This window comes from Rhodococcus sp. PAMC28707 (genome assembly GCF_004795915.1).
Classification (GTDB): domain Bacteria; phylum Actinomycetota; class Actinomycetes; order Mycobacteriales; family Mycobacteriaceae; genus Rhodococcoides.
Map to the genome: position 1 here is coordinate 3,707,641 of NZ_CP039253.1, position 14,700 is coordinate 3,722,340.

The window sequence follows — 14,700 nt, forward strand, 5'->3', positions numbered from 1 at the left end:
CAGCAGTGGGGGTCAGTTCGTCCGAAGCGCGGGAGGAAGGACGCTCCGAACCCACTGAGTTGCCTGTTCGTAGGCGTAAGCGAGCTGCAAGACCGCCCGGTCAGCGCCATGGCGTCCGATGATCTGGACTCCCATCGGAAGGCCACGCGGATCGAACCCGACCGGCATCGCGGCGACGGGAACGCCGGTCATCGTCCACGGAACGACGGTCTCCATCCACCGGTGGTAGGTATCCATCCGGCGTCCGGCGATGCTCTCCGGCCAATGCGTGTCCTTGTCGAACGGAAATACCTGTGCGCTCGGCGCAAGAATGAAGTCGTACGTTTCGAACATTTTCGTCAACGCCGTCTGCCAGCTGTTGCGAGCCGCCGCCGCCTTCGTGACGTCGAGCGCAGTGAGGGTGACGGCGTTCTCCATTTCCCACAGCATCTCGGGCTTCATCAGGGCGCGGGTCCGTGGGTCGTCGTAGAGATCGACCATTCCGAGCTGCGCCCACCACCGCCACTTCAGAAACAACTCCCAGATGTCCTCCGGCTTGTAGTCCGGCAGGGCGCTCTCCACCGTGCAGCCGATCTGCCGGAACGTCTCGAACGAGGATTCGCAGATGTCGAGGACACCGGGTTCGGTCGCCAGGTAGCCGTCCCAGTCGCCGACCCAGGCGATGCGCGCCCCACGGAAGTTGCGTTCGAGGCTACGAGTGAAAATTTCGGGATCCTCGTCGATTCCCAACGGAGCGTTGGTATCCGGTCCCGCCATAGTGGAGAGAAGGTGTGCGACATCGGCGACGGATCGCCCCATCGGTCCGGAAACGGCGCCCTGAGCGATGAAGCCGGCCTCTGGAATTCGTCCCCAGGACGGACGAAAGCCGACGACATTGTTGAAGGCGGCTGGATTGCGCAAAGAACCCATGTAGTCGGTGCCATCGGCCACGGGCAGCATACGAAGCGCCAACGACGCGGCCGCTCCACCGCTACTGCCGCCGGCAGTGCGTGAGGTGTCGTACGGCGACACGGTCGTACCCCATATCGGGTTGTACGTTTGCGAGCCGAATCCGAACTCGGGTGTATTTGTCTTGCCGACGATGATGGCGCCCGCCGACTTGATCCGCTTGACGAACAGGTCGTCGGTGTCGGCAATCCGGTCCGCGAAGATGGGTGACCCGGAGGTGAACGGCAAGCCCTCGACCGCCGAAAGATCCTTGACCGCATGAGGAAACCCGTGCATCCACCCGAGGTAATGCCCGTCCGCCAGTTGACGGTCACGCACCTTCGCCTCGTCGAGCAGTTCCTCGCGGTCCCGCAACGCGATGATCGCGTTGACAGTTCCGTTGTGCAATTCGATGTGGTCGAGGTAGGTGGTCATGATTTCGACACACGACACCTCGCGGCGCTTGATCATGCCGCTGAGCTCGAGCGCATCGCGCATGACGAGATCGCTGGGGGCGTCACTCGGCCGCGTGGGGTCGGCGTACGCGACGGTGGCATCGCCCTCGTCGACGGGTTCGATGGCGTGCGCCATGCGCGTTCCTTTCAACTGGACGAAGACTGTGGTGCGGGGGGGCGATGCCGCGCCGAAGCCTGGATGTGCGGCTTCGGCGCGGCGCCGATCGAACGGGGTGTTGCTAGTCGCCGAGGTCGACGATGGCGGCAACGGGGCCGCCGCCCTCTGGACCCTGGTGTGCGGCCGACACCGATACGAACACTGCCGGGTCACCTGTCACGGACGCGGCGACGCCGCCGACGCAGGCCTTGATCTGACGGTGCCAATGCACGTCCGAGTCGTCGAGCATCGCATTGCGGCGGCCACGGACCGTTCCATCCTGGCTCGCTTCGCATTTGAGGAAGACGTTGACCAGCTTGCCGTCCAAGTCGCTGGTGCGGGGACGCTCGGGAAGTTCGAGACCGGCGTCGCGGATCGCATCCCAGATGCCGTCCTGATCGAGTGCATCTTTCATGACGCTGTGACCGATGCGGTAGCGGCCACCGACGCCGCGCGCGTTGCCGACTACGACGATCTGAGCGCGGTCCAGCTCGACGCCCGAAGAGCAGGAGGCCACAGCGGAGTACAGCTCCCTGCTGTGCATGACGTCCTCGTCGGTGGGCATGTCGATCTCGCCGAGGGCGACGGCGATCCCCAGTGCCGTGCCGCCGTTGGACAGGTCCATCGACTCGTGGGTCTGTTCGGTCCAGACGGTCTTGCCGCGGCTCTTGGCGTCACGGATGGTGTGAATCGTCAGCAGAGGTGTCTTCGTCTGGACGTAGTGCACGTCGGCGGGATCGGTGATGCCGGCGTTGGCCATGGCATCCTTCACTGCTGCAGCGACCTTGGTGATCATCGCGGTGCGGCCGATGTCCTCGGGCATCAGCTGTTCGCTCATGGCGACGCCGACCGTCAGGCGCGGCTCGTCGGTCTTGACGGCCTTTTCTGCCGGCACGGTCGCGAAGATGGTCGCGTGCGGGCTGATGACACCATCGGTTCCACCGGACCAGACGATCGGCACCTCGCCGACATCATGTGCGCTGCGGGTTCCTTTGGCGGACAGTACCTCTCGGAAAGCGCGATCGGCGATGATGCGGGTGTAGTCGTTGACACCGCCGTTGCCCTCGGTCTTACCGATGACCGCGATGACACGGTCGGCGTCGAGCACTCCGTCGTCGATGAGCTTGGCCAGCTCGCTTGCATCGGACACGTTGTGCAGCGGGACTTTGCGAACCTCGATTGCTTCGGGCACTGAAATCTCCTCTATTGGGAACTGTGGGTACTGCAGAGTCAGCCGGTGACCACACGGTGCGGCACCCTCACTTCTGTGACGCTACTTACAGGCAGGGGGCCCTGCACTGGCAAGGATTGCCCAAACCGGCGGGATTTTTCGTTATTGCGGCACACCTAGGCGGCGGTAGCGGTCCAGGCGGGAGGCCACCAAGTCTTTCGGATCGGCGGCCAGTAATTGCGCAAGCTCGTGTTCGAGCACTTCGCCGAGACGCGACAGGAACTCCGCGGGCTCATCGGCGGCGTCCGGTCGCTCGGCCACGATGCGGTCGACGACCCCGTTTCGTAACAGGTCGAGGCTGCGCACGCCCTGCGCATCGGCCATCTCGGCGGCGCGATCGGTGGTGTGGAACCTGATGGCGGATGCTCCTTCCGGCGGCAGAGGGGAGAGCCAGGCGTGTTGCGCACAGAGCACTCGGTCGGCGGGAAGCAACGCGAGCGCGCCCCCACCTCCGCCTTGGCCGAGAAGCAGGCAGATCGTCGGTGCCGTCAGCGTGGTCAGTTCGACCAGACAGCGGGCGATTTCACCGGCAAGACCACCCTCCTCCGCCTCCCTGCTCAGCGCGGCGCCTGCCGTGTCGATGACAGTGACCAGCGGTAACCGAAGTTCCTCCGCCAGTCGCATCCCGCGACGGGCTTCCCGCAAGCCTGCGGGACCGAGTGGCAGATCTGCGAAAGTGCGGTCCTGGCCCAGCAGCACACAGGCCGAGGCGCCGAATTTTGCCAATGCCAAGAACAATCCTGGTTCCCACTCGCCGGCACCGGTGCCCTGCAACGGTGTGACCGTGTTCGCTGCCGCCTTCACCAATCGACGGACTCCCGGCCTGTCCGAACGCCGCGACCGACCGATCGACTCCCACGCTGGAACATCGTCCAAGGTTTCGAGTGGCACATTCGGTACCGGCGGTGGCGGCTCATGGGGAGCGCACAGGACAGCGAGGGCTGCGATGGCGACGCCGCGTAGTTCCGCCGGGGGCACCACTGCGTCGACGAGACCATGGGCGGCAAGGTTTTCCGCTGTCTGCACACCTGCCGGGAAGTCCTCGCCGTACAACGCCTTGTAGACACGCGGGCCGAGGAAGCCGACCAGTGCACCCGGCTCGGCGGCAGTCACGTGCCCCAGCGAACCCCACGAGGCGAACGCTCCACCCGTCGTCGGATGGCGAAGGTAGACGGCATAGGCCAGGCCCGCGGACTTGTGCGCTGCGACTGCGGCCGAAATCTTGACCATCTGCATGAAGGCGACTGCGCCCTCCTGCATCCGAGTGCCACCGGAGGTAGGTACTGCCAGCAACGGCAAACTCTCCGCGGTGGCACGCTCGATCGCCAACACCAATCGTTCCGCGGCCGCAACCCCGATCGAACCGGCCAGAAACTTGAACTCGCACATGACGATTGCGACTCGACGGCCATCGAGCAACGCCTCGCCGGTGAGGACGGCCTCGTCCAACCCGGTACTCGTTCGGGCTGCATCGAGTTCGTCGAGATAGCTCTGCTCCGGTGGTCCGTGCACCCCTATCGGGGCGAGAGGCTCGCTGTCCCATCGGACGAAGCTTTCGGCGTCGACAACCAGTTCGACGAGTTCGAGTGCCCCCAGCCTGGGAGGTGCACCCGCGCGAGTCATCGGGCAGCCTCGAGCCATGCGCGGATGGAGTCACCGTGTTGATCGAGGGTGGGCGGCGCGGCGTGGGTTGTCCGCATACCGGCACCGTCGCAATCTTCGTCGAATCGTAGTGGTGGCCCGGGCAGGCTGATCGTTCCCAGGGCAGAGTGGTCGACGTCGATCAACAGACCCTGGGAGCGGGTCTGTTCCCAGGTGTAGACCTCGGCAAGATCGCGAACCTTTCCTGCCGGGATGCCCAGGTCGTCCAACACACCGAGGAGCTTGTCGCTCGGCCATTCACCGAACTTTTCCTCGACCGCGGCGATGACCGCATCTCGGTCGGCGACACGTTGTGGATTGGTAGCCCACTCCGGGCGGTCGAGTCCGAACTCGGGTGCGAAGCGGCGCCACAATCCTTCACTGCCTACGGCAATCTGGACCGGACCCTCGGCCGAGTGGAACAGCCCGTACGGGCAGATCGACGGATGATGGCCACCCGTCGGGCGGGGTACCTCACCGGCAACGGTGTAGCGCGTGCCCTGAAAAGCGTGGACTCCGACGATGGCGGCCAACAGGCTGGTGCGCACCACGCGGCCGCGGCCCGTGGTGTTGCGCTCATGCAGTGCGGCGACCACGCCGTAGGCGCCGTTCATCCCCGCCAGGAGGTCTCCGATCGGGACGCCCACCCGTGTCGGTTCTTCGCGCGACGGCCCGGTCAACGACATAAGGCCGGCTTCGCCTTGTGCGATCTGGTCGTAGCCAGGGCGAGCGCCTTCGGGTCCGTCGTGACCGAATCCGGTGATCGACAGGACCACCAGACGCGGGTTGAGCTCATGTAGCTTCTCCATGCTGAAGCCGAGGCGATCCAACACCCCTGGACGGAAGTTCTCGACTAGCACGTCCGCACGCCCGATCAACTCGGTCAGCGTGTTGCGGCCGTCGTCGCCCTTGAGGTCGAGGGCAATGGACTCCTTGTTGCGGTTGCACGACAAGAAGTACGTCGAGTGCCGTTCGCCGTCTTCGTCCGGAACGAACGGCGGACCCCAGCTTCGAGTGTCGTCACCTCCGATGGGGGACTCGACCTTGATCACGCGCGCACCGAGATCGCCCAGCATCATCGCTGCATGCGGTCCGGCCAGCGCACGGGAAAGATCTACGACGAGACAATCGCTCAAGGGCCCGACGGTGTTCTCGGGTCCAACGGAATCAGGAGGTGTCATAGGTCACGAGTCAACGTGCATGCCGTGCGGAAGTCCCTGGCAAATGTTGCCGACTCTGGGCGGGCTGCTCGGCACATTCTCGCCTGCAGGCCAGCGGCCGGTACCCCTTAGTCTTCGGCCATGGACATGCATGTGGTCGACCATCCGCTCGCGGCAACACTTCTGACGACGATGCGTGACGAGCGCAGTGACAACGCGACCTTTCGGTCCGCCTTGCGGAAACTTACCCACATGTTGGTGTACGAGGCGATGCGCGATGCGAAGGTGAAGCAGATCGAGGTGAAGACTCCGGTTGCGCATACTGTGGGAGTGCGGCTCGCGCATCCGCCACTGCTGGTACCGGTCCTGCGTGCCGGACTCGGGATGGTCGAGCAGGCGAGCGCTCTGATCCCGCAGTCATGCGTCGGGTTCGTCGGAATGGCGCGAGACGAGCAGACTCTCGAGCCGGTGCCGTACCTCGAGTCGTTGCCGGCCGATCTGTCCGATACCCCGGTGTTCGTTCTCGATCCGATGGTGGCCACCGGTGGTTCGATGTTGCGCACGATCGAACTGTTGGTCGCGCGCGGAGCCACCGACGTAGCCGTCGTGTGCGTAGTGATCACTCCGGAAGGCGTTGCAGCATTAGAGAGTTCGACGTTCCCGGTGCGGCTGGTGACGGCGAGCATCGACGAAGGGCTCGACGAGGATGCCATCGTCGTACCCGGACTCGGCGACGCGGGAGACCGTCAGTTCGGACCGCGCTGAGATTCGGTACTCGAATCACGGTGTATTGCCGCTGTCACGGCAACGGTTTCAGCTGCGCCAGAGTCGAACTCGACTGAAGTACGTACCTCCCGTCGCGGCCTCCGACATAGGTGTCCATCGATGACGACGACCCGGGCAGCATCTTGTCGTACTCGGCCGACCACAGCTCTTCACCGGTCCGAACGTCGACAGCGGCAAGTATCCCGCCAGTGGAGGTGAGCACCGTGTCACCGTCGCGCGCGATGACCGACCACGATCGGTCGGAATGCCACAGTTCTCGCCCCGAACGTAGGTCGATCGCAGTCGTGCTCTGATCGAACCGCAGCAGCCCGACATTGCCGACCACCGCCTGCAGCGTTCCCAAAGTTCTTGCTTCGTTCCACTCGTCCGCCGGTCTGTCGAAGACGAGTCGATCGCTGCGCCAGCGCTGTTCACCGCTCACACGGTCGAACGCAGTATCGCCCAGGACGAAGGGAATCGAAGAATCCGTGGGCTCGTCGATGGACAAGTAGTGCTCGGTAGCACTCGACGAGGTGGCCAGTGGATCACCGGTGCGCGTGAATGCGATCGTTCCGGTGACATCGGAGGATCTCGAGTCGCAGTCGTAAGTCGAACCGATGGCGATGTCGCCGGATGTTCGGTACTCGGCGATGAGGCAGTCACCGAGGACATCCGACGACCACACCGGGGCACCCGTCGCAGCGTCGAACGTGGTGAAGCTTCCGCCGAGATCGAAGTGCCCGAGTTCGGAACCGATCGTCAGTCGGTCTGCGTACTGGTCTTCCCAGCCGGCCGAGACGTCGAGTGGAACGCTCCAGTCGGCGTCGTAGTCGTCCAGGGTTCCGCGGTGGAGCTGAACCTCGCCGCCTTCGAGATCGCCTTCGGCGACGTAGACTCGATCGTTCGCGACGGTGGCTGCGAAGATGCCCGGTGCACTGTCGAAGTGCCGAGACTCACCGGTCTCGATATCGAACGTGACCAGTCCCGGTGCCTCACCGTACGAGGGTGTGTGGCACACGAGTTGCCCGTCCAGGGGTGTGTCGGCGCATGACGCGAGGTCACGCGCAGGGCTTGTCCATTTCACATCGCCGGTATCGGCTTCGATGCCGACCATGACTGCGTCGGAGTTGGGGGAGTCTCCATCGGGTACAACCGCGAGAGTGAGGAACATATCCTCGACATCGATGGCGCCCGCACCCCACGAATACTCCGAACCGGTGCGAGGGTCTGCAAATGTCGCACCCTCCAGACCGCTCTCGGATGCCTCTGCGGCCCAGGCCAACCCAGGCGCGTCAGCTGTGGCATCGGTGATGCGCTTGGTCGTCACCGTGCGGTCCTGCGTCAGTGTCACTGTCGCCGCCGACACCGTGAGAACGGCCACGGCTCCAGCGATCATCAGTCGAGTACGTGGCTTCACGACAGGTCCAATCCTGGGGTCGACGCCAGTTGCTCCAAGCTGGCTGTATCCCAGGGCTTTTCGGTCATGATCGTGACTGTCAGCCCCGACGGAGTCGGCACAGAGACGGACGTGCCGGAAATGTACCGACCTGGATCGGATTGCGTAGTGTCACCGATGGTGATCGTCAACTGTCCTGCGGCGCTGTTCACTACCTGGCACAATTCACCACCCCAGTGGTGGGTGCGCAACGATCCGAGAGCCGGCGACGGGTCCAGGGACTCGGCGTTCGCCTGCCGTAGAGCAGCATTCAATGCGGAGACGTCCGGGGCCGTGAACGATCCGGTGGTGCCGGACAAAGCCGAGGATCCGCAGTCCGACGAGTTGCCCGGGGTACCGGCAGGGGGAGCGCTCGAGGTGATGAACGCTGGGTCGGTCGCGATATCGGCGAGAACGTCGAGCGAAATCGGAAGAGCGTCCTGCTGGCCGGGCGCGGAGAGATACACAGCGATCCACGAACCATCGGTACGGTACGCGAACGCACTGCGCTCGGAGGTTCGCTCGCCGTTGACTTCCTGCCAGGTGTCATGGGTGTCGACGACGGTCCCGTCGGACATGGTTGTTCGCTCGTCGAGATTTCCGGCGACACAGGGCGGTACCGAGCGTGTGCTCTGTGAGACTCCGACGCTGAGGTAGCCCGACCGGTTGTCTCGCACGATGGAAGCCGTGGCGTTCGTCGAGTCGACGACTTCTTCTTCGGCTGCCCCTTCGCGTCCCGGAATCGGGTCGAAGTAGGGGATCACCCCGTCCTCGAACTCGGTGTCAGCGGGCAGGGCTCGGACCAATGCCTCGGACATCAGGTGAGCCTTGGGGCCGCTGAACCATGGGGCCGCAGGGTTGTCGTAGCTCTGCACCGAGGAGACGTACAGACTCGAGTAAAGGGTCTCTTCGGGTTCGTCCACAGTGGCGCATCCCGGAATCTTTTGTGGGTAGTTGACTTCGGGGGTGACGAGCACGTACTCCTCCGGTGTGGGAGGCGGCGCCACCGTCGAGGTGACGGGCTGCACCGTCAACTCCGGTTCCTGAGGTGTCGTGGTGAGACCGGCGACGACGATCCCAGTCGCGACGATCGAGGTGATGACCAGGACCGTCATCAGTGTGCTGTGCCGATCCGGCGCCGCGGGCTCGTCCATGGTCCTCGATCAATCTCGACATTAGGGGCGGCGGTCGCCGTGACATCCATTAAATACCATTTGCCTTGGTAACGAGAGGTACGGCATGGGGGCATGACCGAGCCGGTGAGGTCGGCTGTGGTGCCCAACCTCACCGGCGAGAAACTTTTACTGCTTACGCGGTGCGCTGAATTCCCATGCTGTCCGGACCGAAGACCTCGAAGTGAATGTTCTCGGTCGCCACGTTCTTGTCCATCAAAGCGTTGCGAATTTCGAGCATGAAGGGCAACGGCCCGCAGACGTACGCGTGCGCGTCGGGTGCGACGTCGATGTTGTTCAGCTGCGCGCGGCCCATGCTGATCGAATCGTCCGAAGGACGCGCGCCGAGGTTCTCGTACCAGCGGTGCAGGGTCGCCGAGGGGATTCGATCGACGAGGTGACCCAATTCGGCGCGGTGAGCATGATCGCTCTGGGTGCGGTCGGCGTGTAGCACCGAGATGGAGCGTGTGTCATTGCTTTCGGCCAAGTAGTTCAGCATGCCGATCATGGGAGTGCAGCCGATTCCCGCCGAGACGAGCAGCAGCGGTGCATCGTCGTCAGTGAGCATCAAGTCACCGAACGGTGTGGTCACATCGAGAATGTCACCCTCGAAGACGTTGTTGAACAGGTAGTTCGACACCTCACCGGCAGCTACTTCCGAACCGTCTGCGGACACCTTCGAAGGGATGCGCTTGACGGTGATCCGCCAGTCAGCGTCCATTGGAGCCGAGGACAGGCTGTACTGGCGAATCTGGCGCGCCCCGTCTTCGAGGTGAACCGCGACGGAAAGGTACTGGCCCGGAATGAAACTCGGTAGCGGCTCGCCATCGAGGGAGGCGAGTACGAAGGACACGGTATCTGCCGATTCGAAACGTCGATCGAGCACGCGGACCTGCCGCCACACATCACCGATCTCGACGCCCGCGCTCTTGTACAGGCCTGCCTCCATCGAGATCAGCATGTCGGCCATCATCCAGTAGACCTCGGTCCACGCAGCCGCAACCTCTGGTGTGACAGCGCTTCCCAGTTCCGTGGCGATCGCGCCGAACAGGTACTCGTAGACAACCTGGTACTGCGCCGGTTCGATGCCCAAAGAGGCGTGCTTGTGGGCAATACGGGAAAGGATCATGTCCACCCGATCCTGGTCCTCTTCCAGCTGCAGGGACGCGAATGCGGCGATTGCACCCGCCAACGCTTTCTGCTGCTCGCCCTGCTTCTGGTTACCGCGGTTGAACAGGTTTCGTTCCAACTCGGGGTGATCGATGAACATGGTCCGGTAGAACGTCGTCGTGATGTCACCGATGGCAGCACCGACGACAGGGAGCGTGGCCCGGATGACCTCTTTGGACTCTGTGGAAAGCATGTCTATTCCCCGATCATTGTTTTCACTGTTGGCAACCTGCTGGGCATAGCAGGAAGTGTGAGCAGGACCCCGCGCGTCGGTTGGCTGATGACATCTTCGATGAGGAGCTCGTCCAAAGAGGCGAAGAACGCCTCTTGTGCGCGCTGCAGTGCCGGCCGCAAAAGGCAGCCTGCTCGTAGCGGGCACGGGTTCGATCCATCACACTCGATGACCTCCGACTCGCCTTCCAGACGGCGTGCGAGCCAGCCGATCGACGCAGTTCTACCGAGCTCGGTGATGGCCAAACCACCACCGCGACCGCGACGAGCATCGACGATTCCGAGCTCCGACAGACGAGCGATCACCTTGGCAGCATGGGTGTACGAGATTGCCAATTGTTCGGCAATGTCCTTGCTGCCTGGGCGATCTCCAGGCTGTTCGACGGCCAGGCGCATGACGATTCTCAGGCCGAGATCGGTGAACCGGGTCAACTGCATGTCACGACAATATTTCAATATGCATTTCAGATACCAATTATGTGAGCCACGAGACACCAACGGTCCGTCGGGATGCTGGAAGGTAGCCGGGCTCACCACGAGTCAGGTCTGGTTGTTACCGTCATGTTTCGTATTTCTCACCCAGGAGGCAAGTGCGTGTCCACGCGTGACCAGATCGAAACGATTTACGAGCAAGTCCTGACGCGCAACGCCGGCGAGCCCGAGTTTCATCAGGCGGCCGCCGAGGTGTTCGACTCGCTCAAGGTCGTCATCGATCGCCGCCCGGAATATGCCGAAGCCGGACTCATCGAGCGCCTGTGTGAGCCGGAACGGCAGATCATCTTCAGGGTTCCCTGGGTGGACGACTCGGGATCGGTACACGTCAACCGTGGATTCCGGGTGCAGTACAACAGTGCGCTCGGCCCCTACAAGGGCGGCTTGCGCTTCCACTCCACCGTCAACCTGGGAATCGTCAAGTTTCTGGGCTTCGAGCAGATCTTCAAGAACGCCCTCACCGGCCTTCCTATCGGTGGCGGCAAGGGCGGTTCGGACTTCGACCCCAAGGGTCGATCCGAAGCCGAGGTGATGCGCTTCTGTCAGTCGTTCATGACAGAGTTGCACCGCCACATCGGCGAGTACACCGACGTACCTGCCGGGGACATCGGTGTTGGAGGCCGCGAGATCGGTTACCTGTTCGGCCAGTACAAGCGTCTGACCAACTCGTACGAATCAGCGGTGCTCACCGGCAAGGGAACCTCCTGGGGCGGTTCGCAGGTTCGGCGTGAAGCTACCGGTTACGGCGTCGCGTACTTCGTCGCCGATATGCTCGAAGCGCTCGGAACTTCGCTCGACGGAAAAACCGCGGTCGTGTCCGGCTCCGGAAACGTCGCTGTCTACGCGATAGAGAAGGTTCACCAGCTCGGCGGCAAAGTTGTCGCGTGTTCGGACTCCTCCGGCTACATCGTCGATCCCAACGGCATCGATCTCGAGCTTCTGAAGGAGATCAAAGAGGTACGACGGGAACGCATCGGAACTTACTGCGACACCGTGGCGGGAGCGACGTTCACCGAGGCGGGTTCGATCTGGGACGTGCCCTGCGATGTCGCCATGCCGTCGGCTACTCAGAACGAACTCGACGAGAACGCAGCGAATACTCTGGTCGCGAACGGGGTCAAGGTGGTGGCCGAAGGAGCCAACATGCCCACCACCCCCGCAGCGGCTCAGGTGTTCCGCGACGCATCCGTCGCCTTCGCGCCGGGCAAGGCCGCCAATGCGGGCGGTGTCGCCACCTCCGCTCTCGAAATGCAACAGAACGCATCCCGCGACTCCTGGAGCTTCGAGTACACCGATGAGCGACTCGCGGCGATCATGCGCGGCATCCATCACCGGACGATCGCCACCGCGGAGGAGTACGGCAAGCCCGGCGACTACGTCCACGGTGCGAATATCGCAGGCTTCATCAAGGTCGCCGACGCGATGATCGCGCTCGGAATCGTCTGATCCGTTTCGAGGGTCGTAGAGCGATCTGCCGTCGATGACGGAAGATCGCTCTACGACAGCTCTATCGCAGCTCTACGACGTCGAGCTTGCCATCGGCGTGGGTGCTGCGCAGCCGCTTCTTGTCGTACTTCCCGACGCTCGTCTTGGGCACCTCCTCGATGAATGTCCATCGTTCCGGAAGCTGCCAGTGCGCGACTCGGCCGGTAAGGAACTCACGTAGTTCCTCGGCGGTCACATTTTCGCCGTCGCGCACGACGACGGCAACCAGCGGACGCTCGTCCCATTTCTGATCGGGAACCCCGATGACTGCTGCCTCGCGCACAGCGGGATGTTCCATCACCTGGTTCTCCAACTCGACCGAGGAGATCCATTCGCCACCGGACTTGATGATGTCCTTCGACCGGTCCGTAAGCCGCAGGAATCCACCCGAAGAGATGGTGCCGACGTCCCCGGTCCGTAGCCAACCGTCGTCGAACTTGTCGGCGGCATCGCCGCGGTAGTAACTGGCAGTGATCCACGGACCGCGAACCTCGAGTTCGCCGACCTGCTTGCCGTCCCAGGGCAGTTCATTACCGGCGTCGTCGACGAGTCGGGCGCGCACGGCGGCCACGAATCGACCTTGTGTGCAACGAAGATCGAACTCCTCTTCGGGTGAGAGTCCGGCGTCGGGCCGTCCGGAGGTGCCTAGCGGAGAGGTTTCGGTCATGCCCCAAGCCTGGGTGATGTGAACGCCGTACTCGTCGTGGAACGCGCGCATCAGGCTCGGCGGGCAGGCGCTCCCACCGACCACCACGTCGCGCAGGCTCGACAGATCGGCGGGGTGCTCGGTCAGGTAGGAGTGCAGTGCCTGCCAGATCGTCGGAACGGCGGCTGCGGCAGTGGGGCGCAGAGTGGAAATCATCTCGGCGAGAGGTGCGGGCTGTAGATACTTGTCCGGCATGATCAGTGAGGCGCCCACCATCAGTGCCGCGTAGGGGAGTCCCCAGGACATGGCGTGGAACATCGGGACGATCGCAAGTACCTTGTCGGACTGTGCAATTGCCATGGCGTCGGTCATACATGCCTGCATCGAATGCAGCCAAATCGAGCGATGCGAGTACACGACACCCTTGGGGTCTCCGGTGGTTCCAGAGGTGTAACACATTGCCGCAGCGGATCGTTCGTCGAGTTCGGGCCAGTCGAATTCTTCGGGGTGGCCGGACAGGAAGTCCTCGTAACCGTGCACTGTCATGCTCGCCGGCGCCTGCACGGCCGACGGGTCGGCGCCGACGACGATCAGATGGCGCACGGTCGACATCGTGGGAAGCAACGGCGTGAGCAGTGGTAGCAGGCTCGCGTCGGCGATGATGACCTGATCTTCAGCGTGGTCGGCGATGTAGGTGAGCTGCTCCGGGAACAGTCTGATGTTGAGCGTGTGCAGCACCGCGCCCATGGCGGGCACCGCCATGTACGCCTCCATGTGCGCGGCGTTGTTCCACATGAATGTCGCTACGCGCTGGTCACCGTCGATGCCGATGGAGCGCAGTGCATGTGCGAGTTGTGCTGCGCGCCTGCCCAAGTCACCAAAAGTAACCGTCGTCGGGCCGTTGTCACCCCAGGTGGTGACCTCGGCGGCAGAGTGAATCGTGGTGCCGAATCGAACGAGTTGACCGATCGACAGCGGCGTGTCCTGCATGGTGCTCTTCACGAAATTCTTCACTCCTCGGATTCGAACGACGACACCGCGGCATGTGCCGTGCATCACAGTATGCACAGTACCTACTTCGCCGGACGAACCACCTACGAGTTCAGGATCTCGCCCCGCCCGAGCGTGATTCTCGCGTGGGCGCGTCGGGCGTCGTCCGCGTCGTGCGTGGCCATCACCACGATGGCTCCCCGTGCTGCCTCGTCGTCGATGACGCTGTCGATGATCTCGCGGGCCTCCGCGTCGAGGCCGGTGGTGGGTTCGTCCAGGAGGACGAGGTCGCCGCGCTCGACGAGTGCCTGGGCGAGGAGAGCGCGCTGACGCTGGCCACCGGAAAGTGTCGACAGTCTGCGCGAATGCAGTTCGGTGAGCTGCAACCGTGCGATGGCAGCGTCGACGGACTTCCTGTCATCCGAACCGGCTCGGCCGAGAATGCCGCGCCGCGGCCAGGTGCCCATCTCGATCACCTCACGCACACTGACGGGCATGCGATCGTTGACATCACTGCGTTGCGGGACGTAGCTGACGCGCCGTCGGCCGAGGTTCACCGTTCCCGAGGTTGGGCGCACGATGCCGGCGAGTGCCTGCAGGAGCGTCGATTTTCCGGAGCCGTTGTGTCCGACGAGGGCGGTGACGGTGCCTGGCACGAAGCTTGCGCTTACATCTGTCAACGCAATGGTCGATCCATACGCAACGGACAGGGATTGCACCGACACCGATTCGCTCATGACAAT

At 63.3% G+C, this 14,700-nt stretch carries 12 protein-coding genes; 2 read left to right on the forward strand and 10 right to left on the reverse strand.

Annotated elements, in window-relative coordinates; genetic code table 11:
- Positions 1-12: 12 nt before the first annotated feature.
- The 4 genes from E5720_RS16880 to E5720_RS16895 form a co-directional block, all read right to left on the reverse strand.
- Positions 13-1,518, reverse strand: coding sequence for an amidase (locus tag E5720_RS16880; protein WP_136171601.1), 1,506 nt, complete (start codon positions 1,516-1,518; stop codon positions 13-15).
- A 103-nt stretch (positions 1,519-1,621) separates the two neighbouring features.
- Entirely contained in the window at positions 1,622-2,731 is a 1,110-nt protein-coding gene (locus tag E5720_RS16885; protein WP_136171602.1) for a ring-opening amidohydrolase, read from the reverse strand.
- A 141-nt stretch (positions 2,732-2,872) separates the two neighbouring features.
- Positions 2,873-4,393, reverse strand: a complete 1,521-nt coding sequence (locus E5720_RS16890; RefSeq protein ID WP_136171603.1) for a carboxyl transferase domain-containing protein — start codon at positions 4,391-4,393, stop codon at positions 2,873-2,875.
- Positions 4,390-5,592: a CoA transferase gene (locus E5720_RS16895; RefSeq protein ID WP_136171604.1), complete on the reverse strand. Its 1,203-nt coding sequence runs from the start codon at positions 5,590-5,592 to the stop codon at positions 4,390-4,392. The genes E5720_RS16890 and E5720_RS16895 overlap by 4 nt, the downstream gene beginning before the upstream one ends.
- A 120-nt stretch (positions 5,593-5,712) precedes the next feature.
- On the opposite strand from E5720_RS16895, the gene upp reads away from it, so the two are divergent.
- A complete protein-coding gene (gene upp / locus E5720_RS16900; RefSeq protein WP_136171605.1) occupies positions 5,713-6,336 on the forward strand; it encodes a uracil phosphoribosyltransferase in 624 nt (207 codons plus the stop codon).
- A 34-nt stretch (positions 6,337-6,370) separates the two neighbouring features.
- Here upp and E5720_RS16905 read toward each other — a convergent pair whose 3' ends face one another.
- The 4 genes from E5720_RS16905 to E5720_RS16920 form a co-directional block, all read right to left on the reverse strand.
- A complete protein-coding gene (locus tag E5720_RS16905) occupies positions 6,371-7,753 on the reverse strand; it encodes a PQQ-binding-like beta-propeller repeat protein (RefSeq protein WP_136171606.1) in 1,383 nt (460 codons plus the stop codon).
- Positions 7,750-8,925, reverse strand: coding sequence for a hypothetical protein (locus tag E5720_RS16910; protein WP_136171607.1), 1,176 nt, complete (start codon positions 8,923-8,925; stop codon positions 7,750-7,752). Before E5720_RS16910 ends, E5720_RS16905 begins: the two co-directional genes overlap by 4 nt.
- A gap of 154 nt (positions 8,926-9,079) precedes the next feature.
- Positions 9,080-10,306 (reverse strand): globin domain-containing protein, encoded by a 1,227-nt coding sequence (locus tag E5720_RS16915; protein WP_136171608.1) that lies wholly within the window; start codon positions 10,304-10,306, stop codon positions 9,080-9,082.
- 2 nt (positions 10,307-10,308) lie between these two features.
- Positions 10,309-10,782: an Rrf2 family transcriptional regulator gene (locus E5720_RS16920; protein WP_136171609.1), complete on the reverse strand. Its 474-nt coding sequence runs from the start codon at positions 10,780-10,782 to the stop codon at positions 10,309-10,311.
- A 156-nt stretch (positions 10,783-10,938) separates the two neighbouring features.
- Here E5720_RS16920 and gdhA point away from each other — a divergent pair, with 156 nt between their 5' ends.
- Complete coding sequence (gene gdhA, locus E5720_RS16925) at positions 10,939-12,282, forward strand: NADP-specific glutamate dehydrogenase (RefSeq protein WP_136171610.1); 1,344 nt, start codon at positions 10,939-10,941, stop codon at positions 12,280-12,282.
- Positions 12,283-12,343: 61 nt separating this feature from the next.
- Here the strand turns inward: gdhA and E5720_RS16930 are convergent, their stop codons facing one another.
- A complete protein-coding gene (locus E5720_RS16930) occupies positions 12,344-13,969 on the reverse strand; it encodes a long-chain fatty acid--CoA ligase (RefSeq protein WP_136171611.1) in 1,626 nt (541 codons plus the stop codon).
- Positions 13,970-14,061: 92 nt separating this feature from the next.
- Positions 14,062-14,694: a zinc ABC transporter ATP-binding protein AztA gene (gene aztA / locus E5720_RS16935; protein ID WP_247596014.1), complete on the reverse strand. Its 633-nt coding sequence runs from the start codon at positions 14,692-14,694 to the stop codon at positions 14,062-14,064.
- Positions 14,695-14,700: the final 6 nt, after the last annotated feature.